The organism is Burkholderia sp. GW821-FHT14F03, assembly GCF_058803765.1.
On record NZ_JBXAPG010000024.1, the window covers coordinates 37,554 to 62,023 of the forward strand.

Annotated in this window: 27 protein-coding genes and 1 tRNA gene; 9 read left to right on the forward strand and 19 right to left on the reverse strand. The window is 67.2% G+C overall.

Annotated features, from left to right (window positions below; translation table 11 throughout):
- Nucleotides 1-36: 36 nt before the first annotated feature.
- From AC1RQF_RS17745 to rpoH, 3 genes are all read right to left on the reverse strand, one after another.
- Complete coding sequence (locus AC1RQF_RS17745; RefSeq protein ID WP_273999213.1) at nt 37-1,614, reverse strand: cytochrome ubiquinol oxidase subunit I; 1,578 nt, start codon at nt 1,612-1,614, stop codon at nt 37-39.
- Nucleotides 1,604-1,870: a cytochrome oxidase putative small subunit CydP gene (gene cydP / locus AC1RQF_RS17750; protein WP_273999211.1), complete on the reverse strand. Its 267-nt coding sequence runs from the start codon at nt 1,868-1,870 to the stop codon at nt 1,604-1,606. Before cydP ends, AC1RQF_RS17745 begins: the two co-directional genes overlap by 11 nt.
- A 304-nt stretch (nt 1,871-2,174) precedes the next feature.
- A complete protein-coding gene (gene rpoH / locus AC1RQF_RS17755; protein WP_273999210.1) occupies nt 2,175-3,110 on the reverse strand; it encodes an RNA polymerase sigma factor RpoH in 936 nt (311 codons plus the stop codon).
- A 360-nt stretch (nt 3,111-3,470) separates the two neighbouring features.
- Between rpoH and AC1RQF_RS17760 the strand changes: the two genes are divergently transcribed.
- Complete coding sequence (locus AC1RQF_RS17760) at nt 3,471-4,040, forward strand: acyloxyacyl hydrolase (RefSeq protein ID WP_492872614.1); 570 nt, start codon at nt 3,471-3,473, stop codon at nt 4,038-4,040.
- 46 nt (nt 4,041-4,086) lie between these two features.
- On the forward strand, nt 4,087-4,473 hold the full coding sequence (locus tag AC1RQF_RS17765; protein WP_273999207.1) for a nuclear transport factor 2 family protein: 387 nt from the start codon (nt 4,087-4,089) through the stop codon (nt 4,471-4,473).
- 124 nt (nt 4,474-4,597) lie between these two features.
- Here the strand turns inward: AC1RQF_RS17765 and leuA are convergent, their stop codons facing one another.
- Together leuA and ybiB are read right to left on the reverse strand one after the other, a co-directional pair.
- A complete protein-coding gene (gene leuA / locus AC1RQF_RS17770; protein ID WP_492872615.1) occupies nt 4,598-6,250 on the reverse strand; it encodes a 2-isopropylmalate synthase in 1,653 nt (550 codons plus the stop codon).
- 421 nt (nt 6,251-6,671) lie between these two features.
- Nucleotides 6,672-7,640 carry a DNA-binding protein YbiB gene (gene ybiB / locus AC1RQF_RS17775; protein WP_492872616.1) on the reverse strand — a complete coding sequence of 323 codons (969 nt, stop codon included), beginning with the start codon at nt 7,638-7,640 and terminating at the stop codon, nt 6,672-6,674.
- A 198-nt stretch (nt 7,641-7,838) separates the two neighbouring features.
- On the opposite strand from ybiB, the gene maiA reads away from it, so the two are divergent.
- Nucleotides 7,839-8,483, forward strand: coding sequence for a maleylacetoacetate isomerase (maiA, locus tag AC1RQF_RS17780; protein ID WP_273999204.1), 645 nt, complete (start codon nt 7,839-7,841; stop codon nt 8,481-8,483).
- 27 nt (nt 8,484-8,510) lie between these two features.
- On the opposite strand, the gene ftsY is transcribed toward maiA, so the two are convergent.
- The gene (gene ftsY, locus AC1RQF_RS17785; RefSeq protein ID WP_492872617.1) at nt 8,511-9,680 is read right to left on the reverse strand and encodes a signal recognition particle-docking protein FtsY; all 1,170 of its coding nucleotides are present in this window, start codon (nt 9,678-9,680) and stop codon (nt 8,511-8,513) included.
- A gap of 227 nt (nt 9,681-9,907) precedes the next feature.
- Between ftsY and rsmD the strand changes: the two genes are divergently transcribed.
- The 3 genes from rsmD to AC1RQF_RS17800 all read left to right on the forward strand — a co-directional run bounded on the left by rsmD (nt 9,908) and on the right by AC1RQF_RS17800 (nt 11,444).
- Nucleotides 9,908-10,522, forward strand: coding sequence for a 16S rRNA (guanine(966)-N(2))-methyltransferase RsmD (rsmD, locus tag AC1RQF_RS17790; protein ID WP_492872618.1), 615 nt, complete (start codon nt 9,908-9,910; stop codon nt 10,520-10,522).
- Nucleotides 10,523-10,618: 96 nt separating this feature from the next.
- On the forward strand, nt 10,619-11,119 hold the full coding sequence (gene coaD, locus AC1RQF_RS17795) for a pantetheine-phosphate adenylyltransferase (protein ID WP_252983341.1): 501 nt from the start codon (nt 10,619-10,621) through the stop codon (nt 11,117-11,119).
- A gap of 58 nt (nt 11,120-11,177) precedes the next feature.
- Complete coding sequence (locus tag AC1RQF_RS17800; protein ID WP_273999200.1) at nt 11,178-11,444, forward strand: YfhL family 4Fe-4S dicluster ferredoxin; 267 nt, start codon at nt 11,178-11,180, stop codon at nt 11,442-11,444.
- A gap of 25 nt (nt 11,445-11,469) precedes the next feature.
- On the opposite strand, the gene hisC is transcribed toward AC1RQF_RS17800, so the two are convergent.
- From hisC to AC1RQF_RS17815, 3 genes are all read right to left on the reverse strand, one after another.
- Nucleotides 11,470-12,546 carry a histidinol-phosphate transaminase gene (hisC, locus tag AC1RQF_RS17805; protein ID WP_492872619.1) on the reverse strand — a complete coding sequence of 359 codons (1,077 nt, stop codon included), beginning with the start codon at nt 12,544-12,546 and terminating at the stop codon, nt 11,470-11,472.
- Nucleotides 12,547-12,618: 72 nt separating this feature from the next.
- Complete coding sequence (gene pth / locus AC1RQF_RS17810; RefSeq protein WP_273999198.1) at nt 12,619-13,218, reverse strand: aminoacyl-tRNA hydrolase; 600 nt, start codon at nt 13,216-13,218, stop codon at nt 12,619-12,621.
- A gap of 115 nt (nt 13,219-13,333) precedes the next feature.
- The gene (locus AC1RQF_RS17815) at nt 13,334-13,885 is read right to left on the reverse strand and encodes a 50S ribosomal protein L25/general stress protein Ctc (protein WP_443111600.1); all 552 of its coding nucleotides are present in this window, start codon (nt 13,883-13,885) and stop codon (nt 13,334-13,336) included.
- Here AC1RQF_RS17815 and AC1RQF_RS17820 point away from each other — a divergent pair.
- Nucleotides 13,829-13,954 carry a ribose-phosphate pyrophosphokinase gene (locus AC1RQF_RS17820; protein ID WP_407655512.1) on the forward strand — a complete coding sequence of 42 codons (126 nt, stop codon included), beginning with the start codon at nt 13,829-13,831 and terminating at the stop codon, nt 13,952-13,954. The genes AC1RQF_RS17815 and AC1RQF_RS17820 overlap by 57 nt on opposite strands.
- 151 nt (nt 13,955-14,105) lie before the next feature.
- On the opposite strand, the gene AC1RQF_RS17825 is transcribed toward AC1RQF_RS17820, so the two are convergent.
- The 5 genes from AC1RQF_RS17825 to AC1RQF_RS17845 form a co-directional block, all read right to left on the reverse strand.
- Nucleotides 14,106-15,062, reverse strand: coding sequence for a ribose-phosphate pyrophosphokinase (locus tag AC1RQF_RS17825; RefSeq protein WP_492872620.1), 957 nt, complete (start codon nt 15,060-15,062; stop codon nt 14,106-14,108).
- Between the two features lie 42 nt (nt 15,063-15,104).
- Nucleotides 15,105-15,181, reverse strand: a tRNA-Gln gene (locus tag AC1RQF_RS17830).
- A 52-nt stretch (nt 15,182-15,233) separates the two neighbouring features.
- Nucleotides 15,234-16,115 carry a 4-(cytidine 5'-diphospho)-2-C-methyl-D-erythritol kinase gene (gene ispE / locus AC1RQF_RS17835; RefSeq protein ID WP_273999195.1) on the reverse strand — a complete coding sequence of 294 codons (882 nt, stop codon included), beginning with the start codon at nt 16,113-16,115 and terminating at the stop codon, nt 15,234-15,236.
- A 31-nt stretch (nt 16,116-16,146) separates the two neighbouring features.
- Nucleotides 16,147-16,776 (reverse strand): lipoprotein insertase outer membrane protein LolB, encoded by a 630-nt coding sequence (gene lolB / locus AC1RQF_RS17840; protein WP_492872621.1) that lies wholly within the window; start codon nt 16,774-16,776, stop codon nt 16,147-16,149.
- The gene (locus AC1RQF_RS17845) at nt 16,776-18,602 is read right to left on the reverse strand and encodes a tetratricopeptide repeat protein (protein ID WP_492872622.1); all 1,827 of its coding nucleotides are present in this window, start codon (nt 18,600-18,602) and stop codon (nt 16,776-16,778) included. Before AC1RQF_RS17845 ends, lolB begins: the two co-directional genes overlap by 1 nt.
- A gap of 88 nt (nt 18,603-18,690) precedes the next feature.
- Between AC1RQF_RS17845 and mutM the strand changes: the two genes are divergently transcribed.
- Together mutM and mutY are read left to right on the forward strand one after the other, a co-directional pair.
- Nucleotides 18,691-19,521, forward strand: a complete 831-nt coding sequence (gene mutM, locus AC1RQF_RS17850; protein ID WP_273999191.1) for a bifunctional DNA-formamidopyrimidine glycosylase/DNA-(apurinic or apyrimidinic site) lyase — start codon at nt 18,691-18,693, stop codon at nt 19,519-19,521.
- Nucleotides 19,522-19,525: 4 nt separating this feature from the next.
- On the forward strand, nt 19,526-20,635 hold the full coding sequence (gene mutY, locus AC1RQF_RS17855) for an A/G-specific adenine glycosylase (RefSeq protein WP_492872623.1): 1,110 nt from the start codon (nt 19,526-19,528) through the stop codon (nt 20,633-20,635).
- Nucleotides 20,636-20,641: 6 nt separating this feature from the next.
- Here mutY and AC1RQF_RS17860 read toward each other — a convergent pair whose 3' ends face one another.
- From AC1RQF_RS17860 to hpf, 5 genes are all read right to left on the reverse strand, one after another.
- Complete coding sequence (locus AC1RQF_RS17860) at nt 20,642-21,277, reverse strand: LON peptidase substrate-binding domain-containing protein (protein WP_273999189.1); 636 nt, start codon at nt 21,275-21,277, stop codon at nt 20,642-20,644.
- A gap of 28 nt (nt 21,278-21,305) precedes the next feature.
- On the reverse strand, nt 21,306-22,199 hold the full coding sequence (gene rapZ, locus AC1RQF_RS17865; protein WP_273999188.1) for an RNase adapter RapZ: 894 nt from the start codon (nt 22,197-22,199) through the stop codon (nt 21,306-21,308).
- Nucleotides 22,200-22,275: 76 nt separating this feature from the next.
- Nucleotides 22,276-23,244: an HPr(Ser) kinase/phosphatase gene (gene hprK, locus AC1RQF_RS17870; protein ID WP_252983354.1), complete on the reverse strand. Its 969-nt coding sequence runs from the start codon at nt 23,242-23,244 to the stop codon at nt 22,276-22,278.
- Between the two features lie 127 nt (nt 23,245-23,371).
- Complete coding sequence (gene ptsN, locus AC1RQF_RS17875; protein WP_252983355.1) at nt 23,372-23,884, reverse strand: PTS IIA-like nitrogen regulatory protein PtsN; 513 nt, start codon at nt 23,882-23,884, stop codon at nt 23,372-23,374.
- 210 nt (nt 23,885-24,094) lie between these two features.
- Complete coding sequence (gene hpf / locus AC1RQF_RS17880; protein ID WP_273999185.1) at nt 24,095-24,454, reverse strand: ribosome hibernation-promoting factor, HPF/YfiA family; 360 nt, start codon at nt 24,452-24,454, stop codon at nt 24,095-24,097.
- Between the last annotated feature and the right edge of the window lie 16 nt (nt 24,455-24,470).

Genomic DNA, 24,470 nt, shown 5'->3' on the forward strand with positions numbered 1-24,470 from the left:
GCGATTCCTTATGCGAGTGCGGGGACGCGGTCGTCGTCAGACGGTCGCATCGGCGATCGCCTTTTGCTCGTGGTAGTAACGGCCGGTGTGCAGCGAGGACGGGCCGAGTCGCGCGTACTTGAACATCAGCTTGATCTCGATGACGAACAGCGCCGTGTAGAACGCGATGAATCCGGCGAGGCTCAGATACAGATCGGACGGCGTGAGGCTCGACGCGGACAGATGGGTCGGCAGGATGCCGGCGATCGTCCACGGCTGACGGCCCAGTTCCGCGACCACCCAGCCGAATTCGACGGCGAGCCACGGCAGCGGGATCGCCCACACGGCCCAGCGCAGGAACCAGCGGCGGTTTTCCTGCAGCAGCTCGCGCCGCGCGCAGAACCAGAACGCCGCGATGAAGGTCGCGAGGAACAGGATGCCGAGGAACACCATGATGCGGAACGAGAAGAACACGGGCGCCACGGGCGGGATGGTCTTCTTCGCGGCCGCCTTGATCTGCTCGGGCGTCGCGTCGGTGACGTTCGCGGTGAACTGCTTGAGCATCAGCCCGTAGCCGAGATAGGCCTTGTGCTGGTCGAACAGCGCATGGGTCTCGGCGCCGGCGTCGCCTTCCTTGATCTTCTGCAGCGCGCCGTACGCGATCATGCCGCTCTGGATGTGGTCTTCGCTGCGCTTGATCAGGTCCTTGAGGCCGATCACCGGCTCATCGATCGAACGCGTCGCGATCAGGCCGAGTGCGTACGGGATCTTGATCGCGTAGTCGGTGCGTTCTTCCTGCTGGTTCGGCAGGCCGATGATCGTGAAGGCCGCGGGCGCCGGCGTGGTTTCCCATTCCGATTCGATCGCCGCGAGCTTGACCTTCTGCACTTCGCCCGTGGTGTAGCCCGATTCGTCGCCGAGCACGATCACGCACAGCGTCGAGGCGAGGCCGAAACCCGCCGCGACCGCGAACGAGCGCAGCGCGAAATCGGTGTCGCGCTTCTTGAGCAGATACCACGACGACACGCCGAGCACGAACATCGCGGCCGTGACGTAGCCCGCCGACACGGTGTGCACGAACTTGACCTGCGCGACCGGGTTGAACAGCACGTCGAACAGGCTCGTCAGCTCCATCCGCATGGTCTGGTAGTTGAATTCCGCGCCGACCGGATTGTTCATCCAGCCGTTCGCGACCAGGATCCACAGCGCGGACAGGTTCGAGCCCAGCGCGACGAGGAAGGTGACGAGCAGATGCTTGACCTTGGAGAGGCGGTTCCAGCCGAAGAAGAACAGGCCGACGAAGGTCGATTCGAGGAAGAACGCCATCAGCCCTTCGACGGCGAGCGGCACGCCGAAGATGTCGCCGACATAGTGCGAGTAGTAGGACCAGTTCGTGCCGAACTGGAATTCGAGCGTGATCCCGGTGGTCACGCCCATCGCGAAGTTGATCCCGAACAGCTTGCCCCAGAACTGGGTCATGTCCTTGTAGACCTGTTTGCCGGTCATCACGTAGACGGCTTCCATGATGACGAGGACCCAGGACAGGCCGAGCGTCAGCGGAACGAACAGGAAGTGGTAGAGCGCCGTGATGCCGAACTGCAGACGCGACAGATCGACGACTTCGCTACTTATCATGGTGGTCTCCCTGAGAGGAATCGGAGGCCGGAACCGAGAGCAGCTGCTCGGCGACGGCGGCAGGGGGCAACGACATGTGCCGCGCCTGCGGGTGATTGAAAAACGCGTACTTGAGCGCCATCAGCAAGACCAGCTTGATGGCGAGCACGATCGCGATGTCACGGGCGAGGGTGGGGCCCCGGGCCCAGGCCGCCATGCGCGTCCGCCACCCCGACGGGCCCGCGCGCGGCGCGGCTTTCTTGTTGATGAGTATCACGGCGTATCGGATGCTTGGTTCAGGCAGATTCCTGCCGATTATTCCGGTTCGGGGGCCACTCCATGCATTTGTAGCGCCTTTTGTCCGGATATACCAATTTTACGAGCGGACCGCGAAATCTCTTAGTGCTGCAGTGCGGCACACGGTCGCGAAACCGGCGCGGGAATTTGAGGTGGCTCAACGATTGGGGAGAAAGGCGCGCGCCGGTTGCAACGGCCGGCCGGACTGCTCAAGCCGGCGAGTGAATCGGGCGAAAAAAAACCGCTGCCGGAGGGCAGCGGTTGCGGTGCGGGAGCCGGGAGGCTTACGCGTATTCGGCCAGGGCGGTGCGCATCTTCTTCATCGCGCTGGCCTCGATCTGGCGGATCCGCTCGGCCGAGACGCCGAACTCGGCGGCGAGGTCGTGCAGCGTCGAGCCGCCCGAGCCGTCGTCGTCGACGTTCAGCCAGCGGGCCTCGATGATGCGGCGGCTACGCGCGTCGAGCGCGTCGAGCGCCTGCGCGATGCCGTCGGTTTGCAGCGTGTCGCGCTGGCGCGCGGCGAGCACGGCGGTGGGCTCGCTGTGCGAATCGGCCAGATAGGCGATCGGCGCGTAGGATTCCTCGCCGTCCTCGACCTGGCCTTCGAGCGCGATGTCGCCGCCCGAGAGGCGGGTCTCCATCTCGACCACTTCCTCGCGCTTCACGTTCAGCTCCTGGGCGAGACCGTCGATCTCTTCCGGCGTGAACGCCTGCATGCCTTTCTTGTGGCTGCGCAGGTTGAAGAACAGCTTGCGCTGCGCCTTGGTGGTGGCCACCTTCACCATCCGCCAGTTGCGCAGGATGTATTCGTGGATCTCGGCCTTGATCCAATGGATCGCGTACGACACGAGGCGCACGTTCTGCTCCGGATCGAAGCGCTTGACCGCCTTCATCAGGCCGATGTTGCCTTCCTGGATCAGGTCGCCGTGCGGCAGCCCGTAGCCGAGGTAGTTGCGCGCGATCGACACCACGAGGCGCAGGTGCGACAGCACCAGCCGGCGCGCGGAATCGAGGTTGCTCTGGTCGCGGAACTCGGTGGCGTACCGGCGTTCCTCTTCCGCGCTCAGGAGCGGGATCCGGTTGACCGCCTGGATGTAGGCGTCGATGTTGCCGAGCTGGCCGGGCAGCAGCGACTGCGAAGCGAGCGTCAATGAGCCTGCCGAAGCGGCCGTAGCCGACGCCGGGCTCAGGGTGTTCGGAAGGGTCAGTGCGTTGCTCACGTAGAAAACTCCTGGGGAATCAGGGACTAGCCCCGTTATTGGGCGATTCCGCGGCTCATCTTAGCACTCTCGCCAATTGAGTGCTAATCCTTAGAGGCGACCGGGGCATTCGAGTTCCCATTTTGCTATCGATTTTTGAGTTCCGATAGCAGCTCGACGGAGATTGGGCGAGCGGGGTAAATGGTGGAGGAATATTCGGGAGAAAAGGCAAAGCGTTTTCATTCTTGATGATTTGGAAGCAAACCATTTCGCCTGACGACACCGATCGAAAAAGTCCTTTACCATAAGATTCAGTTGTTTCGAGCCCGTGCTCAAGCAGCGGCGAGGCTCTATGCAATTCAAGCAGCTGGAGTGGGACGGATGAAGAACAAGAACCTGATCCGGGCGGGACGGTACGCGGCGCAGGCGGCCGCGGCACTCGCGCTCTTGAGCGGCTCCGGCGCCGCTTTTGCCGATCGTTGGGGCCTGCAGGCCGGCGGCGGGATCGCCAACCACGACGTGAAGACAGCCGATCTCGGCGTGGTCTGGGATCCGGGCTGGAACGGGTGGGCAATCGGCGGCTGGCACTTCGCGTTCGTCCTCGAGGGGCACGTGTCGAACTGGTGGTATCAGGGCGATCATGCGGTCCACGGCAATATCGTCGAAGTCGGCGCGACGCCCGTGTTCCGCTTCATCAAAAGCTCGGGCGCGATCCGCCCGTTCCTCGAGGCCGGCGCGGGCATCCGCTTCCTGTCGCATCCGACCATCTCCACGCACTTCACGATGTCGTCCTCGTTCCAGTTCGCGGACATGGTCGGAATCGGCGCGCAATTCGGCAATCGTCAGCAGTATCAGGCCGGCTTCCGCTTCCAGCACCTGTCCAATGCGGGTATCAAAGAGCCGAATCCTGGTATAAATTTCAGCCAGCTCTACGTGCAATACAACTTCTGATTCCGATCGACGCGCGACAGCGCGGTTGCAGGCGAGGAGTGTGGCGATGGTGGCGAAGGTGATCGATGCGATACGCGCGCTCGAGCGCGACCGGTTCCGCGCGATGGTCGACGGCGACGGCGAGGCGCTCGACGTCCTGCTGTCGGACAAGGTCTGCTACGTCCATACGAATGGCAAGCGCGAGAGCAAGCAGCAGTTCATCGACGCGATCACGGCGGGCCGTCGCCGCTATCGCCAGATCGAGATCCAGTCGCAGGACGTGCTGCCGGTCGGCGACGAGACCTTCATCGTGACGGGCCGCGCGCTGATCGAGATGGAGGCCAACAACGGCGGCCTCGTGTTCCCGATCGCGTACACCGCCGTGCAGACCCAGGAGAGCGGCAAGTGGCGTCTCCTGGCATGGCAGGCGACCCGATGCGCGACCGAGACATAGGCGCTCGTCGCGCCTCTTCTCATGTCTCGCGCGAAGCGGCCGGTTCGGCCGCTTGTCCTGTGCCCATGCGCCGCGGGTGACGCGGCGCGCGGGAGGCGCGCATCGGGCCGGCTTCGAGCCGGGCTCAAGCCGCCGCGCGGCGATCCGCGCGGCTCCATTCCGAACGGTTGATCGCGCTCGCGACCGCGTCGATCGCGGCGACCACCGCGTGCTCGTGCACGCCGACCCCGTGGCGCAGCGGCGCGCCGCGCACCTTGCAGCCGACGAAGACCGCCGTGCGGCCATCCGCCGCGCGCACCACCTCGCACGACGCCAGCTCCATCGCGGTGCCGCCCGCCGCCGCGAAGCCGGCGACCGCGCGTTCGGCCGCGACGGTCGGCGTCGCGTCGACGGGCACCGCGCAGGCGGTCGAGATGTCGCGATCGTGCCAGCGCACGGTGCCGCCCGCGCGTGCGGCGGGGCCGGCGGGTTCGAGGTATTCGCGGGCGAACAGCGCGCAGATCGCCTCGCCCGTCACTTCCTCGCCCGAACGATCGGCGAGCGCCTGCACCGCGTGGCTGAATTCGATCTGCACGCGACGCGGCGGCGTGAAGCCGAGGCCGCGTTCCAGCAGGAAGGTCGCGCCGCCCTTGCCGGACTGGCTGTTCACGCGGATCACGGCGTCGTAGCTGCGGCCGAGGTCGGCGGGATCGATCGGCAGGTACGGCACTTCCCAGATCGCGTCGGCCTGCTGCTGCGCGAAGCCCTTGCGGATCGCATCCTGGTGCGAGCCGGAGAAGGCGGTGAATACGAGGTCGCCCGCGTACGGATGACGCGGATGGACCGGGATCTGGTTGCAGCGTTCGACCACGCGGCGCACCGCGTCGATGTCCGAGAAGTCGAGGCCCGGGTCGATGCCCTGCGTGTACAGGTTGAGCGCGAGCGTGACGAGGTCGACGTTGCCGGTGCGTTCGCCGTTGCCGAACAGGCAGCCCTCGATGCGGTCCGCGCCGGCGAGGAGCGCCAGCTCCGCCGCGGCGACGGCGGTGCCGCGATCGTTGTGCGGATGCACGGACAGCACGATGCTGTCGCGGTAGCCGAGGTTGCGGTCCATCCATTCGATCTGGTCGGCGAATACGTTCGGCATCGCGGCTTCGACGGTGGCGGGCAGATTGACGATCATCTTGTGATCGCGCGTCGGCCGCCAGGTCTGCGCGACGGCGTCGCACACCTCGCGCGCGAACGGCAGCTCGCTCATGCTGAAGGTCTCGGGCGAGTACTGGTAGGTCCAGCGGGTGCCCGGCCGCGCCTGCGCGTGTTCCTTGATGAGCCGCGTGCCGTCGACCGCGAGCGCCTTCACCTCGTCCTTCGAGAGGCCGAACACGATGCGCCGGAACGACGGGCAGATCGCGTTGTACAGATGCACGATCGCGCGCGGCACGCCGTCGAGGGCCTCGAAGGTGCGCGCGATCAGGTCCTCGCGCGATTGCACGAGCACTTCGATCGTCACGTCGTCGGGGATGCGCCGTTCGTCGATGAGCTTGCGCACGAAATCGAAGTCGGTTTGCGACGCCGAGGGAAAACCGACTTCGATCTCCTTGAAACCGATCGCGACCAGCATGTCGAAGCATTCGAGCTTCTGTTCGATGCTCATCGGTTCGATCAGGGACTGGTTGCCGTCGCGCAGATCGGTGCTCATCCAGATCGGCGCGCGTTCGATGGCGCGGGTCGGCCACTTGCGTCCGTGGAGACGGACAGGCTCGAACGGTCGGTATTTCTCGGCGGGGTTGCGCTTCATCTTGGCCTCGTGGCGGTAAGTCGCGAGCGAAGAGGGGCGGCATGGGCGTCGGTGGACGCGGCCTGCGCAAGGTCGCGCTCGATCGCGCGGCGATGCAGGGTTTCTTCGCGGATCGCCCGACGGATAGACGGACGAAGGCTGACGACTACGGGTTAAAAAACAGCGAGAAGGAACTGCGAGGAACTGCTAAGGAGGGACCGTGCGGACAAATGCACGGCGCTACGACAGCTTTACGCTAGTCGTAGCGATAGCGGCCGCGCTAGGCGGCCGGAAGTAATTCGGAGGGTGTTCTGGAAGGAACGCATAGGGCAACTCTATGCGAAGACCGCGCATGCTGTCAATCGCGCCGCGTGCGCGTTGCATCGCGAGAAAATGGCGACGGATGTCGCGGAACGGCCGCGTGGCCGGCGCGGCCGGCGTATCAGGCGGCGATCCGCGTGAGTCGCGCGATCAGCTCGACCTGGCGCGCGACCGTGTCCGGCACAGGGACGTCGCCGCGCAGCACCGCGTCCGTCCACGCGGCGGTGGTGGCCGCGTCGCGCGCCGCGGGCAGGTCGACGGGCGCCGCATCGGCCGCCGCGCGTTCCGGCTCGATCAGCGTGTCGCAGCGGCCGTCGTGCAGCCAGTCGACCTGCACCTGGCGGCGCGTGTCGGCGACCGCCTCGCCCTCGGTGCCGCGCGCGAGCAGCGCGCCGCCCGCGGCGACCTCGGGATGCCCGGTGAACAGCTGCGCGAGGCTCTCGCGATAGGGCGGATGCGTATAGTTGACGAGCCGCAGGCCGGCCGGCTCGAACGGCTGCAGGATCTTCACGAGCGTATGCGTCGAATTGCGCACGCCGAGCACGCGGCGCATCGCGAGCAGGCGTGCGAGCGGCGGCGCGAGCAGCGTGATCGGCGCGAACGCGACGCGGCGTTCGGCGAGGGTGTCCTCGATCTCGTCGTGCGAGCGCGCCGCGGGGATCGACAGCGCGGCGAAGATTTCCGCGCTCGTCACGCGGCCGGGATCCTCGGCGACGCCGTGCACGAGCACGGGCACGCCTTCGCGCGCGAGCAGCAGCGCGAGCAGCGGCACCAGGTTCGCCTGCTTGCGCGCGCCGTTGTAGCTCGGGATCGAGACCGGGCGGAACGCGCCGTCGCGGACCCGCAGCGGCTCGAACGACGCATGCGCGGCGGCGAGCATCGCCGCCAGTTCGTCGGCGGTCTCGCCCTTCAGGCGATACGCGATCAGGATCGCGCCCAGTTCCGCGTCGGAGACCCGGCCGTCGAGCATCGCCCGGTACAGCGCGAAGGTGTCGTCGGCCGACAGCGCGCGCGCGCCGTGCGGTCCGCGGCCGATTTCCTTGATGAAGCGGGCGCACGGAAAGGGGGCGGTGTCGTGGGAGTCGGTCATCGGCATGCGGGGCGGCGCGGCGGCGGGCGTCGCGAGGGTCAGTGGGATTCCATTCAGTACCGTATTTGCGGCGTTCTGGCAAGTTGACGGCGCGCGCAACCGGGCGTGGAATGCGGCTACACTTGGCTCCCCCAGCCGCACGGCGCGGCGGTCATACGGACCGGGTTCGCCGCCCGGCCGGCGCAAGGAGACAGACAGATGAAGCTGTACAGCTATTTCCGGAGTTCGGCGTCGTATCGGGTGCGTATCGCGCTGAACCTGAAGCAGCGCACATACGAGTACGTGCCCGTGCACATGCTGCGCGACGGCGGCCAGCAGCTGAAGGACGAATACCGCGCACTGAATCCGGACGGGATCGTGCCGACCTTCGTCGACGGCGAGGCGACGCTTCAGCAATCGCTCGCGATCATCGAGTACCTGGAGGAAGCCTATCCGGAGCCGCCGCTGCTGCCGAAGGCGGCGCTCGACCGCGCCTATGTGCGGGCGATCGCGCTGCAGATCGCGTGCGAGATCCACCCGCTCGACAACCTGCGCGTGCTCAAGTACCTGAAACATGCGCTCGGCGTCGACGAGGACGCGAAGAACGCGTGGTACCGGCACTGGATCGAGGCGGGATTCAAGACGCTGGAGACGCGGCTCGCGGGCGATCCGCGCGTGGGCAGGCTGTGCTTCGGCGATACCCCGACGCTGGCCGACCTGTGCCTGGCGCCGCAGGTGTTCAACGCCCAGCGCTTCTCGATCGACCTGCAGCCGTATCCGACGATCCGGCGCATCTACGAATACGCGATGACGCTCGAGGCGTTCCGCGCGGCCGCGCCGGGCGAGCAGCCCGACGCGGAGTGAGGCGGGGCCGCCGCACGGCGGCCCGGATCAGCCGAGCAGCGCGTCGGTGAATTCCTCTGCGCTGAACGGCTGCAGGTCCTCGACCTTCTCGCCCACGCCGATGAAGTAGACGGGCACCGGGCGCTGCCGCGCGATCGCGGCGAGGATGCCGCCCTTCGCGGTGCCGTCGAGCTTCGTGACGATGAGGCCGGTGAGACCGAGTGCGTCGTCGAACGCCTTGACCTGCGCGAGTGCGTTCTGCCCGGTGTTCGCGTCGATCACGAGCAGCACCTCGTGCGGCGCGCCGTCGAGCGCCTTGCCGATCACGCGCTTCACCTTGCGCAATTCCTCCATCAGGTGCAATTGCGTCGGCAGGCGGCCGGCGGTATCGGCCATCATCACGTCGATCTTGCGCGCGCGCGCGGCGCCGACCGCATCGAAGATCACCGCGGCCGGATCGCCGCTTTCCTGCTGGACCACCGTCACGTTGTTGCGTTCGCCCCAGATCGACAGCTGTTCGCGCGCGGCCGCGCGGAACGTGTCGCCCGCGGCGAGCAGCACCGACTGGTCGAAGCGCTGCAGGTGCTTCGCGAGCTTGCCGATGCTGGTCGTCTTGCCCGCGCCGTTGACGCCCGCGATCATCATCACGAGCGGCTGCGCGCGGCCGAGCATCAGCGATTTCTCGAGCGGCTTGAGCAGCCCGATCAGCAGGTCGCGCAGCGCGCCCTTCACCTGCTGCGGGTCGGTCAGGCGCTCTGCCTTGACCTTCTCGCGCAGCGCGCCGAGCAGATACTCGGTCGCGTCGACGCCGGCGTCGGACATCAGCAGCGCCGTCTCCAGCTCCTCGTAGAGGTCTTCGTCGATTTTCGTGCTGACGAAGACGCCGGTGATGCTCGCGCTCGTCTTCGACAGGCCGGATTTGAGGCGCGTGAGCCACGATTTCCGCGCGCCGGGCTCGATGACGGGCGGCGGCACGATCTCGACCGTCTCGACGACCTCGCCCGGGCCGCTGTCGGCGGCCGTGACCGTCACGACGACGGCCGGGGCGGGCGCGACCGGGGCCGCGGCGACGGGCGTCGGCGCGGCTGCGGGCGCCGAAGGGGCGGGGACGGGCGTTGGCGCGGGAGCTTCCGGTGCGCTTTGCGCCGGGGCCGGCGACTCGTCCGGCGTGGCTTCCTGCGTCGGGTTGCCTTTGAAGCGTTTGAAGAAACTGAACATGGTCTGGCTTGGAGGAAGAAGGCGCACCGCGCTGCCGGCGGCACGGCCGGGCCGGCGCGCGCGCCGGCTGGCGTCCAGGGCCGGGAGGCCCGAAGCCCGCCATTTTATCAGGCGCGCCGCGTCGCCACCGGCGAAGCCGCGCGCGGCTTGTGGTAACGTGCGCCTGTTCGCGGCGGCGGGCCCGTCCCGCCGCCCTCTCGCCGACCTTTTCCGAATCGAATTTTCGTATGTCCCGTCCGTCCTCCGCCCGTCCGTCCGCGTCGTCCGCGCGCGGCAAGCCGCACACGATCCGCATCATCGGCGGCGACTGGAAGCGCACACCGCTGCCGGTGCTCGACCTGGACGGCCTGCGCCCCACCCCCGATCGCGTGCGCGAGACGCTGTTCAACTGGCTCGGCCAGGACCTCGACGGCCGGCGCTGTCTCGACCTGTTCGCGGGCAGCGGCGCGCTCGGCTTCGAAGCGGCGTCGCGCGGCGCGGCGAGCGTGGTGATGGTCGAGCGCCATCCGCGCGCGGCGCAGCAGCTGCGCGCGAACAAGGACAAGCTGGCCGCGCGCGCGATCGAGGTCGCGGAGGCCGACGCGCTGCGGCTCGCGGCGGGGCTCGCGCCGGGCTCGTTCGACGTGGTGTTCCTCGACCCGCCGTTCGGCGACGCGGCGCTGTTCGAGCGCGCGCTCGCGCTCGCCCTGCCGCTCGTGGCCGCGGGCGGCCAGCTGTACGTCGAGGCGGGCGAGGCACTCGATCCGCAGGCGCATGAGGTGCTGGCCGGGTGGGAAGTCGCGCGGCATGGCAAGGCGGGCGCAGTCCACTATCATTTGCTGCAACGCGAAAATGATGAATAATGCGCGTTCCAAACGAGGCGCCGGGCGCGATGCGTCCAGGCTGGCGGGCACGGCGCGTAGCCGTGCCCCCATTTGCGTGATGACAGGAGGAGCGACATGGTAGTCGCCGTGTACCCCGGTACGTTCGATCCGCTGACGCGCGGCCACGAGGATCTCGTGCGGCGCGCATCGAGCATTTTTGATACGCTGGTCGTCGGCGTGGCGGACAGCCGCGCGAAGAAGCCGTTCTTCTCGCTCGAGGAACGGCTGGAGATTGCGAACGAAGTGCTCGGTCATTACCCGAACGTGAAGGTGATGGGCTTTACCGGCCTGCTGAAGGATTTCGTGCGCGCGAACAACGCGCGGGTGATCGTGCGCGGGCTGCGTGCGGTGTCGGATTTCGAGTACGAGTTCCAGATGGCGGGGATGAACCGCTATCTGCTGCCCGACGTCGAGACGATGTTCATGACGCCGTCCGACCAGTACCAGTTCATCTCGGGCACGATCGTGCGCGAGATCGCGCAGCTGGGCGGCGACGTCAGCAAGTTCGTGTTCCCGTCGGTCGAGAAATGGCTGACGGAAAAAGTGGCCGCGATGGGCCACGGGCCGGCCGCGTGACACGCGACGCAGCCGGCTGATTCAAGCGCCGGCGCACGCCGGCGGAAGCGAGACCTGTATGTCCCTGATGATTACCGACGAGTGCATCAATTGCGACGTGTGCGAGCCCGAGTGCCCGAACGGCGCGATTTCGATGGGCCCGGAAATCTACGTGATCGATCCGAGCAAGTGTACCGAGTGCGTCGGCCATTTCGACGAGCCGCAGTGCCAGCAGGTGTGTCCGGTCGAATGCATCCCGCGCGATCCGCAGCATCCGGAAACCCATGACGCGCTGATGGCGAAGTACCGCGCGCTGACGGCCGCCGCGCAGGACGGCGACGCCTGACGCGCGGGGCGCGCCGGCCGGCGCGTCAGGCCGGCTGCGCGAGCAGTTCGCGCAGCGCGGCGACGAGTGCGTCGCATTCGGCGTCGGTGCCGATCGAGATGCGCAGATGCTGCTCGATGCGCGGCAGCCGGAAATGCCGGACGATGATCTCCCGTCGCCTGAGCGCGGCCGCGAGCGTCGCCGCATCGCGGCCGGGAGGGCGCGCGAACACGAAATTGGCCGCCGACGGCACGACCTCGAAGCCGAGCGCGGCCAGCTCGGCCGCGAGGCGCGCACGGCTCGCCGCGACCCGGCCGCGGGTCGCCTCGAACCAGTCCTGATCCTCGTAGGCGGCCTGCGCGGCGACTTGCGCGAGACGGTCGAGCGGATACGAGTTGAAACTGTCCTTCACGCGGTTGAGCGCCTCGATCAGCGCGGCGTCGCCGAACGCGAAGCCGACCCGCATGCCGGCGAGCGAACGCGCCTTCGACACCGTGTGCACCACGAGCAGGTTCGGATAGCGCCCGATCAACGGCAGCGCCGACTCCGCGCCGAAATCCACGTACGCCTCGTCGATCACCACCACCGCATCCGGATTGCCCGCGACGATCCGCTCGATGTCCGCGCGCGGCAGCGCGTGGCCGGTCGGCGCGTTCGGATTCGGGAGCAGCACGCCGCCGTTGTCGCCGAGGAAGTCGTCGGGGCGGATCGAGAAGTCGTCCGCGAGCGGCATCGTCTCGTAGGCGACGCCGTAGAGGCGCGCATAGGTCGGATAAAAGCTGTAGGTGATGTCGGGAAAGCGGATCGGCCGCGCGTGCTTGAGCAAGGCCTGGAACACGTGCGCGAGCACTTCGTCGGAGCCGTTGCCGACGAACACCTGGGCCGGGTCGATGCCGTGATGCGCGGCCACCGTCTCGCGCAGCGCGCGTGCGGCCGGATCGGGGTAGCGGCGCAGCGCGTCGCCGGTTTCGCCCAGCTCGCGCCGGATCGCCTCGACGACGCGCGGCGACGGCGGATAGGGATTCTCGTTGGTGTTCAGCTTGACCGGGTGCGCGAATGCGGGCTGTTCGCCCGGCACGTAGGGCACGAGTTCCTGAACGATGTCGCTCCAGTAACGGCTCACCGCTTGGCTCCTGACGCTGGGAAAAACCACGAGCTTAACCCAGCCGGGGGCGCGCGGCCCGCCGCGACGGGCTCAGTTGCGATGCAGCTGCATCATGGCGCGTTCGAGTTCGCCCTGGATGATGAGCGGCATGATCGCGAGCGCGCGCTCGATCGCGGCGTCGATCACCTCCTGCTCCTCGCGGCGCGGCGGCTTCAGCACGAAGTTCGCGACGTCGGGCTTGGCGCCCGCGCGCGCGCCCTCGGGGATCAGGTCGCGCGGATGGCCGATGCCGAGACGCAGGCGCCAGTACTGCTGCGACGACAGGTGCGCCGAGATGTCCTTGAGCCCGTTGTGGCCGCCGCTGCCGCCGCCGAGCTTGAGCTTGGCCGCGCCGGGGGGCAGGTCGAGCTCGTCGTGCGCGACGAGGATCTGGTCGGGCAGGATCTTGAAGAACTGGGCGAGGGCGACGACCGACTGGCCGGAGCGGTTCATGTAGGTCTGCGGTTCGAGCAGATGCACTTCCTCGCCATGCAGGCGCGCCTTCGCGTAGAAGCCGTGGAAGCGCCGCTCGTCGCGCAGCGTCGCGCCGGCTTCGCGCGCGAGCTGGTCGATGAGCCAGAAGCCCGCGTTATGGCGGGTTGCCGTGTATTCCGCCCCGGGATTGCCGAGGCCGACGATCAGTTTGATCATGATGTTCGAAAGGGCGCGTCCGCGCGGAGGCGGCCCGTCCTGGAAAAAGAAAAACCCGCCGGGCAAGCCGCGGCGGGTTGCGTCGACCGTTTCAGGAAACGGATCGAAAGGGCGCTCAGGCAGCCGGCGTTTCGCCTTCAGCCGCGTCCGAGACTGCGCCCGCCGGGATCGTCGCCGAGGCGACCACCGGGTTTTCAGCGTCGACGTGCGCGACCAGCGCGACGCCTGCCGGCAGCGTGACGTCCTTCGCGTGCAGCGACTGACCTGCTTCGATCTTCGACAGATCGACTTCGAGGAACTCCGGCAGGGCAGCCGGCAGGCACTCGACTTCGATTTCGTTCACGACGTGCGAGACGATCGCGCTCGACAGCTTCACTGCCGGGCTGATTTCCGCGTTCAGGAAGTGCAGCGGCACCTTGGTGTGCAGCTTCTTCTTCGCGTCGACGCGCTGGAAGTCCACGTGCAGCACGAGCTGGCGGAACGGGTGGTATTGCACGTCGCGCAGCAGAACCTGTTGCGACTGGCCGGCCACTTCGAGGTCGAGGATCGACGCGTGGAAGGCTTCCTTCTTCAGGGCGTGCCACAGGGCGTTGTGATCGAGTTCGATCATTTGGGGCGCTGCTTCACCACCGTACACGATACCCGTGGTCTTACCGGTGTTGCGCAGGCGGCGGCTCGCACCCGTACCTTGCTGTTGGCGCTCGAAAGCGACGACTTTCATAACAATCTCCAATAACTACCCGCGACCAGGTAGTAAGACGGGGTCCGCATCGATGACGTCGGACCCCCGAACGAACGGCCAGGGTTTCGTCAGCCCGGGCCGATTGTGCAAAAAGCGAAGCAGGACGCTTCGCTTTTCACGCATGCTTTGCTGCGGCAGTGGCGGTTCAGGATTCCGCGAACAGCGACATCACCGAGTCGCCGCGACGGATCCGCGAGAACGTTTCGGCCAGCAGGCCGGCGCTCGACAGCGAGCGGATCTTCGGGCAGTTGAGCGATTCCTCGCTGAGCGGGATCGTGTCGGTGACGACGAGCTCGTCGAGCGCCGAAGCGGCGATCCGGTCGCCCGCGCCGCCCGACAGCACCGGGTGCGTCGCGTAGGCGAACACTTGCTTCGCGCCGCGCTCCTTCAGCACCTGGGCGGCCTTGCACAGCGTGCCGGCGGTATCGACCATGTCGTCCATGATCACGCAGGTACGGCCGTCGACTTCACCGATGATGTTCATCACTTCGGCGACGTTCGCCTTCGGGCGACGCTTGTCGATGATCGCGAGGTCGCAATTGAGCTGCTTCGCGAGCGCACGGGCGCGCACCACGCCGCCGACGTCGGGCGACACCACCAGCAGATCCGAGTAGCTCTGCTTGCGCAGGTCGCCCAGCAGGATCGGCGTCGCGTAGATGTTGTCGACGGGGATATCGAAGAAGCCCTGAATCTGGTCGGCGTGCAGATCCATCGTGATGATCCGCTCGACGCCGGCGATTTCCAGCATGTTCGCGACGACCTTCGCCGAGATCGCGACGCGCGCCGAACGCGGGCGGCGGTCCTGGCGGGCGTAGCCGAAGTAGGGGATGGCAGCGGTGATCCGGCCGGCGGATGCGCGCTTGAGCGCATCGACCATGATCATCAGTTCCATCAGGTTGTCGTTGGTCGGTGCGCAAGTGGACTGCAGGACGAAGACGTCCTTGCCGCGCACGTTTTCCTGAATCTCGACCTGGATCTCGCCGTCGGAAAAACGGCTGACCATTGCCTTGCCGAGGGGAATACCAAGGATTTTGACGACTTCCTGAGCAAGCGCGGGATTTGCGTTGCCAGTAAAAACCATCAGGCCGTCATGGCTGCTCATCGTGCACCTGCTTCGGGCTTGGGCGGGAAATGCGAGAAATTTTGGCAGGGGAGGAAGGACTCGAACCCTCGCATGCCGGAATCAAAATCCGGTGCCTTGACCAACTTGGCGACTCCCCTACACTCAACTTTGAACTCTGCCGGAAGTGCAGGACATCCGACACAGTAAAACTTATGACGCGAAAGCGAAGAGTGGATGCTCGTTCATGCTCTCGGCTACCGCGCTGTTCCAGCCTGCCGGCAGTTTGGCTTGCACCGCTTCTGCTTCAGCTCTGCTGCGGAACGCTGCAAACACGCTAGCTCCGGAGCCGGTCATCCGCGCGGGGGTCAAATCATACAACCATTCGATCACCTGCGCAACTTCCGCGTACTGCCTTGTCACAACCTGCTGCATGTCATTCCGACCGAAGCTTTCCGGCCATCCTGCATCGCAGCTTTGCCGTGCAAGAAAGTCCGTAATTGTGATGGGTTTCGAATCTCTTGTCAACGATTTATCTGAAAAAATCGAAGCAGTCGGAACGTGAACCCGCGGTGTCACAACCAGGAACCAGCGAGTCGGCAATTCTACATGCTTCAGTTCTTCTCCGATACCCTCTGCGAACGCATTTTTTCCAAAAACGAAGAACGGCACATCCGCGCCGAGTTTGACCGCGAGGGACTGCAGTTCCTCGCGCGGCAGATCGAGTTGCCACAGGCGATTGAGCGCGAGCAGCGTGGTGGCCGCGTCCGAGCTGCCGCCGCCGAGGCCGGCGCCCATCGGCAGGCGCTTGTCGATCGCGATGTCGACGCCGAGCGGCGAGCCGGTATGGGTCTTGAGCAGCATCGCCGCGCGCACCACCAGGTCGGTATGCGCCGGCACGCCCTCGATGTCGGTCTGGCGCACGATGCGGCCGTCGTCGCGCAGCGCGAAGTCGAGCAGGTCGCCCCAGTTGAGCAGCTGGAACACGCTTTGCAGGTCGTGGTAGCCGTCGGGGCGACGGCCCGTGATGTGCAGGAAGAGATTGAGTTTCGCCGGGGCCAGGCAGCCCCGCAGCGAGCGGTTCGTATCGGTCATGCTTGCAAAGAGTCAGGCAAAAGGCGCGGGTTCAGCGGTCGAGCACGAGCTTGATGTCGAGCGGCGGCTCCTGCCGCACCAGGTTGATGCGCTTCACGCCCGTGGCCGGTGCGTCGGCGTACGCGACGTAATCGATGGTCCAGCCGTCCTGGCGGATCTGCGTGATTCTCGCATTTCCCGGATCGCGCACGGTGGTCGCCGGCGTGGCGGGCGCGGGCGTCGGCTGCAGCCAGTAGCGCAGCCCGTTGAGGGGCAGCGCGAAGCCGAGCGCATTCTGCATCAGTTCGCCGACGTCGGTCGCGTATTGCGGCTGGCGGTTCGGCAGTTCGAGCGACGCTTCGCGCGGCGACGATTTCACGACCGCGAGCGTCTGTCCGAGCGGGCTGCGCAATTCGAGCGAGACATCGTCGCCGTCTTCCTGCCAATCGAAATTGCCGTACACGTTGCGCGCGTTGCCGAGCTGATCGCTGTACTGCACCGAGAAACGGCCCGTGTAGGCGTGGTTCGCGGCGGTGGCGAGCGCGCCCTGGACGTGCGTCGCGGCGGGAGGGCGCTGCGGGGTGGCGCAGCCGGCAAGCACGAGGGCCGCGAGGGCGGCGGCGGTCAGCGCCGCACGCCGCAGGGCCGGCGCGAACCGGAAGGACGAAGGTGCTGCGATCATCAGAGCCCGTTGACCTGGAAGCGCTTGAGCGTCTGCACGAGCGTGTCGTTGTCGGGTTCGAGCTTCTGGGCCTCGCGCCACGCCGCGCGCGCCTGATCCTGCGACCCGCTCTTCCACAGCACCTCGCCGAGGTGCGCGCCGATCTCGGCGTTCGGCTGCAGGTCGTAGGCCTGCCGCAGGATCCGCGTCGCGCTCGCGTTGTCGCCGAGGCGGTACTTGACCCAGCCGAGGCTGTCCATGATGAACGCATCATCGGGCGCGAGCGCGCTGGCCTTCTCGATCAGCTTGCTCGCTTCCTGCAGCCGCTGGTTGCGGTCCGCGAGCGAATAGCCGAGCGCGTTGTAGGCCTGCGGGTTGTCCGGCTGGGCGCGCATCAGGATCCGCAGCTGCTTTTCCATCGTCGTGAACTGGCCGAGCTTCTCGCTCGCCATCGCGTAGTCGTAGCGCAGGTCGGGGTCGTCCGGGAAATCCTCGACCGCCTGCGCGAGGCGGTCCGACGCCTCCTTGTAACGCTTCGCGGTGAACAGGATCGACGCGTCGGTGCGCGCGATCACCGCCGCATCGCGCGGATCGACGACTTGCAGGTCGGCGAGCACCTTGCGCGCCTCGTCGGTCTTGCCCTGCTTCTGCAGCAGCTGCGCGCGCGTGACCTGGGCGGGCACGTAGTGCTGGCTCGTCTGGTCGATCTTGTCGAGCCATTGGCCGGCGAGTGCGTCGTTGTCCTGATCGAGAGCGATCTGGGCGAGATAGATGTAGGCCTGGCCGACATCGGCGCCGGGCTTCTTCTCGGCGACCTGGATGTACTGCTTCAGGTAGGTGGTCGCGTTGTCGAGCTGCTTCTGCTGGATCTTGATCAGCGCGATCGCCATCAGCGGCGTCGCATCCTTCGAGTCGTTCTTGCGCATCGCCTCGAACTGCTTCTGCGCGTCGTCGAGGCGATCGTCTGCGAGATACAGCTGCGCGAGCGCGAGGCGCCCGTCGCGCGACTTCGGATTCTGCTGCACGTACTTCTCGAACGACGCGATGCCGACCGCGCGCTCGTCCGGCCCCATCTGCGACAGCATCAGCGCGGCCGGCAGGTAGTCGGGCTTGAGCTGCAGCGCCTGGCGCAGCGATTGCGCGGCGGCGGCCTTGTCGTCCGTCGCCAGCTGCTGGCGGGCGAGCGCGAGCTGTGCCTCGGGCCGGTTCAGGTCATTCTTCAGCAGGTCCTGGAGGACGGCGAGCCCTTCCACGCGGTTCGGCCCGCGCATCAGCATCGCCTGCAGCGCGAGGATCGCATCGCTGCGCGTATCGTCGGTCGCGCGCGCGAGCCCGCGCGCGAGCATCGGCTGCGCCTCGGCCGGCTTGCCGCCGAGCACGAGCAGCGCGGCGTCGACTTGCGCTGCGCGGTTCGAATCGGGCGCGTACTTGCGCCACAGGTTCGCGGCGACGAGCGCATCCGCCGGGCTCTGCGCCGCGAGCGCGATCTCGGTGGCGCGCTGCGCGTTGCGCGGATCCTGCGTGTCGCGCGCGAGCGCCAGGTAGGTCTGGTATGCGGGCGCGGGCTGGCCGCGCTGCAGCGCCACTTCGGCCGCGAGCACCTGGTAGACGATCTGGGCCGTCAGCGGGAGGTTCGGGAGATCCTTCTTCTCCTCGGGCAGCGCGGGGATCTGCAGGCCCTCGGCGACGTCGTCGTCCGGGACCGGATCCTGCGCCTGCACAGGCAGGGCGGCGAACGCCGTTGCCGCGAGGAGGGCCGCGCCGATCGCGCGACGCACCGGGGCAGCGAGCGGGCCGCGCGCAAGTGCGGTGCGGCGCTTCTGGAACAGCTTCGAGGGCAAGGTCATGGAAATCCGTTCGATGTTTCAGTCGATTGTAACGCGCCCGCTACAATACGCGCAGAATCGTTACCAGCAAGATACAGACCACCGAACCATGCCAGAGTTGCCGGAAGTTGAAGTCACGCGCCGTGGAATCGAGCCGTTCGTCGCGGGGCAGCGCGTGCGCCGCGTCGAGGTGCGCACCGCCATGTTGCGCTGGCCCGTGCCCGCCGAACTGGCGCGCACGCTCGAGGCCCGCGAGGTGCTCCGGGTCGAGCGGCGCGGCAAGTACCTGCTGTTCGAGGTCGACGCCGGCTGGTTCATCGTCCACCTCGGCATGACGGGCACCCTGCGCATCCTGCCGGACCTCGCGCAGGTGCCCGCCGCCGCGCGGCACGATCACATCGATTGGTTGTTTGACGATTTTGTATTGCGCTTTCGCGATCCGCGTCGCTTCGGCGCGGTGCTCTGGCATCCGCGCAGCGCGGGCGACGTGCGCACCCATCCGCTGCTCGCGGGCCTCGGCGTCGAGCCGCTCGAGGCGGGGTTCGACGGCGTGCTGCTGCATCGGCGCACGCGCGGGCGCAGCGTGTCGGTGAAGCAGGCGCTGCTGGCGGGCGACATCGTGGTCGGCGTGGGCAACATCTACGCGTCGGAGAGCCTGTTCCGCGCGGGCATCCGGCCGACCACCGCGGCCGGCCGGGTGTCGCTGCCCCGTTACGAACGCCTGGCCGACGCGGTGCGCGAGACGCTCGCCGCCGCGATCGAGCGCGGCGGCAGCACCTTGCGCGATTTCGTCGGCAGCAACGGCGAAAGCGGCTATTTCCAGCTCGACTGTTTCGTCTACGATCGCGCGGGCGCGCCGTGCCGGGTCTGCGGCACGCCGGTGCGCCAGATCGTGCAGGGACAGCGGTCGACCTATTACTGTCCGAATTGTCAGCGTTGAAAACTTGAAGCCACCCCGCATTCCCCCCGCTCCGTTTCCCGTCACCCCGCTGCATGCCGGGTTCGCCGCCAGGCTGATCGCGTGGCAGCGCGCGCACGGCCGCCACGACCTGCCGTGGCAGAACACCCGCGATCCCTACCGGATCTGGTTGTCGGAAATCATGTTGCAGCAGACCCAGGTGTCGACCGTCGTGCCGTACTACCTGCGCTTCCTCGAACGCTTTCCCGATGTCGCGGCGCTCGCGGCGGCCCCCGCCGACGACGTGATGGCGCTGTGGGCCGGGCTCGGCTACTACTCGCGGGCGCGCAACCTGCACCGCTGCGCGCAGGTGGTGGTCGAGCAGCACGGCGGCATGTTCCCGGCGGCGCCGGACGCGCTGGCCGAATTGCCCGGCATCGGCCGCTCGACGGCGGCCGCGATCGCGTCGTTCGCGTTCGGCGCGCGCGCGACGATTCTCGACGGCAACGTGAAACGCGTGCTCGCGCGGGTGTTCGGCGTGGAGGGATTTCCGGGCGAGAAGCGCGTCGAGAACGAGATGTGGGCGCTGGCGGAATCGCTGTTGCCCGACGCCGCGAATCAAGCCGACGTCAGTGCGTATACGCAGGGCCTGATGGATCTCGGCGCGACCTTGTGCGTACGCGGCAAGCCCGATTGCGCGCGGTGTCCGTTCGCGGGCGACTGCGTCGCGCAGTCGAACGGGCGGCAGCGCGAGCTGCCCGCCGCGCGTCCGAAGAAGGCGGTGCCCGTGCGCCGCACCTGGATGCTGGTGCTGCGCGACGGCGATGCCGTGCTGTTGCGGCGGCGTCCGCCCACGGGCATCTGGGGCGGACTCTGGAGCCTGCCCGAGGCCGACGGCGACGCGGCGCTGCTCGAGCACGCGCGCGCGTTCGGCGGCGCGTCGCTGGTGCGGCTCGCGTCGTTTACGCACACCTTCACGCACTTCAAGCTGGAGATCGAGCCGCGGCTCGCGGAACTGGACGGGGCGCCCGCGGCCGGCGCGTTGGCCGCGGGCGATGACGAAACCGCGTGGGTGCCGCTCGGCGGGCTCGATGCGTACGGCGTGCCCGCGCCGGTGCGCAAGCTGCTCGACAGTCTCGGCGGCTCCCTGATCTGAGCGCGCCTACAGCCATCCGTGGCGGGTCAGCACCTGGTGCACGGCGTCGATGCGTGCGCCGACATCGGGAAACTCCATCAGCTTCTGCCGCGCGCGCAGGTCGAGCGGCAGCACCTCGGACAGCCGGTTGGCCACCCAGGTCGGGCTGTCGAAGCAGAACGGCTCGACGAACGGCATCTCGCCCGGCTCGGTCCGGCGCAGCGCCTCGATGATCCGTTCGAGCACTTCCGCGCAGGCGCCGAATTGCGCGAGCGTCAGCTCGCCGTCGAGCGGAATGTCGTCGGGCATCGGCTCCGCGATGCCGACCAGCAGGCCGTTCGCCTCGACGCGGTGCGACAGCAGCTCGAAGCGCTGCGTGCCGATCGTGCGCAGGTAGAGCATGCCGAATTCGCCGGTGTCGCATTCGACGATCCGCGCCATGCAGCCGATCGTCTCGGGCACCGAGACCGCGCCTTCCTGCGCGACTTCCGGCCCGCTGCGCAGCAGGCACACGCCGAACGGCGCATCGTCGCGCAGGCAGGCGCGCGCCATGTCGAGATAGCGCGCCTCGAACACCTTGAGCGGCAGCAGGCCTCCCGGGAACAACACCGTATGCAGCGGAAACAGCGGCAGATCGATGAGAGTGGTCGAGAGAGAGGACATGGCGCGCGCTCGAGGAGGGGCGGCCCCGCTAGGTGACGAGCCGCGACGACGCGTCGGTGTCCACCGGCGCGTCACGATGCCGCACGATCACGTTGGCCTGGCGCGCGAGACGCGCGGCGAGCGTCTCCGCGATGAACACCGAGCGGTGCTGGCCGCCCGTGCAGCCGATCGCGACGGTCAGGTAGCTGCGGTTGTCGTCGCGGAAGTGCGGCAGCCATTTGACGAGGAACGCCTCGATGTCGTCGATCATCTGGTGGACGATCGGCAGCGCGTCGAGGAACGCGATGACCGGCTTGTCGAGCCCGGTGAGCGGGCGCAGCTGGTGGTCGTAGTACGGGTTCGGCAGCGCGCGCACGTCGAACGTGAAATCGGCGTCGAGCGGCACGCCGCGCTTGAAGCCGAACGATTCGAACATCAGCACCAGGTCGTCGTTCTTCTGCTCGATGAAGCGCTTGACCCAGCTGCGCAGCACGTTCGCGCGCAGGCTGCTGGTGTCGATCTGGTGGCCGAATTCCGCGAGCGGCGCGACCAGGTCGCGCTCGCGCTCGATGGCTTCCTCGAGCGACGACAGCAGGCCGACGTCCGCGTCGTGGGACGGCGAACCGGACAGCGGATGGCGGCGGCGCGTTTCGGAGAAGCGCTGGATCAGCGCCTGGGTGCTCGCATTGAGGAACAGCACGCGCACATCGTGGTCGACGGACAGCGCGCGGATCAGGCCCGGCATGTCGTCGAGCGAGGCGCTCGAGCGCGCGTCGATCGCGACCGCGAGCCGATGCTGGCCGTCCTCGGCCAGGTAGCGCGCGAGTTCCGGCAGCACGCGCGGCGGCAGGTTGTCGACGCAGTAATAGCCGGCGTCTTCCAGCGCGTTCAACGCGACGGATTTGCCGGAGCCGGAAATGCCGGTGATGAGGACAATGCGCATGGGAAGACGTAAATCCTGACGTTTCATCATAGCACCGGCTCATGGCACCCGCGTGGCGCTGCCGAGCCGGCGCGCGTTACACGAGCTTGCCCGGGAACTGGCTGTCGGGATCCTGCATCGCGAGGCGCTGCCGGTCCATGAAGTCGCGCAGCGTGTCGATCCCGCGCAGCTGGAGGATCGTGTTGCGGACCGCCGCCTCGACCAGCACCGCGAGGTTGCGGCCGGCCGCCACCTGGATCGTGACCTTGCTGATCGGCAGGCCGAGCACGTCGACCGTCTGGCTTTCGAGCGGCAGCCGCTGGAATTCACCGTCCGGCCGGCGCACCAGCTGGACGATCAGCTTCAGCTTCATCTTTCGCCGCACGGCGGTCTCGCCGAAGATCGTCTTGATGTCGAGCAGGCCGAGGCCGCGCACTTCAAGCAGGTTCTGCAGCAGCGGCGGGCAGCGGCCCTCGACGAAGTCGGGGCCGAGGCGCACGAAGTCGACCGCGTCGTCGGCGACGAGGCCGTGGCCGCGGCTGATCAGCTCGAGGCCGAGTTCGCTCTTGCCGAGGCCGGAGTCGCCCGTGAGCAGCACGCCCATCCCGAGGATGTCGAGGAACACGCCGTGCAGCGTCGCGCGCGGCGCGAGGATGCGCGACATGTAGAGCCGCAGGCTGTCGATCACGGCGGCCGCGGACATCGGCGTCGTGAACAGCGGCGTGGACGAGCGCGTGCAGCGCAGCACCAGCTCGGGCGGGGCGGCGGCGCCGCCCGCGACCACCAGGAACGGCGGTTCGAGGGCGATCAGCTCGGCCATGTGGCGCGAGCGGTCCTCGTCGGTCTGGCGCTGGTAGTAGTTGATCTCGGCCTCGCCGAGGACCTGGATCCGGTTCGGGTGGATCAGGTTCAGGTGGCCGACGAGGTCGGCGCTCGAGGTCGCGTTCGATACCGTGTCGGAGGAAAAACCGCGTTCCCAGCCTTCATGCCCCGTCAGCCAGCTGAGTTTCAGCATGGCGGCGTTGTCGTCGAAGATGCTCTGGGCGTTGATGCTGGACGTATCCATGAGTCCGTCACTCCAAGGAGCCGGCGCCGCGGCGGCGCGACGAAGGTCGCGCTGCCGGCCCGGCAGCGGGCGGTGGCCGGGGGGCGGGCGGTGCCGCCGGTCGCGAAAAAAAACCGCCCGGATCAGCTCAAGGTTGCCACTGAGTGAGGAGTTGATGCAACTCGTCGCGGTCCGTGCTGGTATGCAGGCGTTCGCGCGCGTCGCGGTCGGACAGCAGCTGCGCGATTTCGGAGAGGATTTCGAGGTGCTGCTGGGTGGCCTGTTCTGGCACCAGCAGGAAGATCAACAGCGACACCGGCTGGCCGTCGGGCGCTTCGAACGGGATCGGTTCGGCGAGCCGCACGAACGCGGCGAGCGGGTGCTTGAGCCCCTTGATTCGGCCGTGCGGAATCGCGACGCCTTCACCGAGACCCGTCGAGCCGAGGCGCTCGCGCGCGAACAGGTTGTCGGTGACGATGCTGCGGGCGATACCGTTCTGATTTTCGAAGATCAGCCCGGCTTGTTCGAAGACGCGCTTCTTGCTGGTGACCGAGAGGCCGATGACGACGTTCTCTAAGGGCAGGATTTTGGCTAGGCGATTCATGTTGGCAGGCAAGGGAGCGGCCTGGGGTCTCCTCGCGGCGGCGGACTGATTTTCCATATCGGGCAATTAGGACGGCGTTAGGCGATGGAGACCTTGTAGAGCACGGCGAGCCGGCTTAACGCCCCCGGTAATAACGGGACATTATAGAGCACAGCAGACGGCGTGGTGCGCTGCGGCGCTGCCCATGCCTCTGCGGGCGGGCAGCAAAAAAAACCGCCCGTCTAAGCGGGCGGCCGGTATGGCGCTCGAGCGCCGTGATTCATTGCTTCATTGCGGCGGCAGTTCGATCTGCTCGACGGCCGGCTGGTGCTTGAGCGGATCGTGCGTGTGCGTTTGCAGTCGCTCCATGTGCTTGACGACCTGGCGGTCGAGCTTGTCGATCAGCAGATCGATCGCGGCGTACAGATTGCCGTTCGCGCTTTCGACGAAGATATCCTTGCCCTTCAGATGCAGATTGATTTCCGCTCGCTGCTGCTTGTCCTTTTCCTTGTGGTTGTCGACCGAGAGGATCACAGTGCCATCGATAACCTGGTCGCTATGCCGCAGCACCCTATCCAACTTGGTGATCACGTATTCGCGAATCGCAGGGGTGACTTCGAGATGGTGTCCACTGATCTTCAGGTTCATAGTGCTTCTCCAAGCT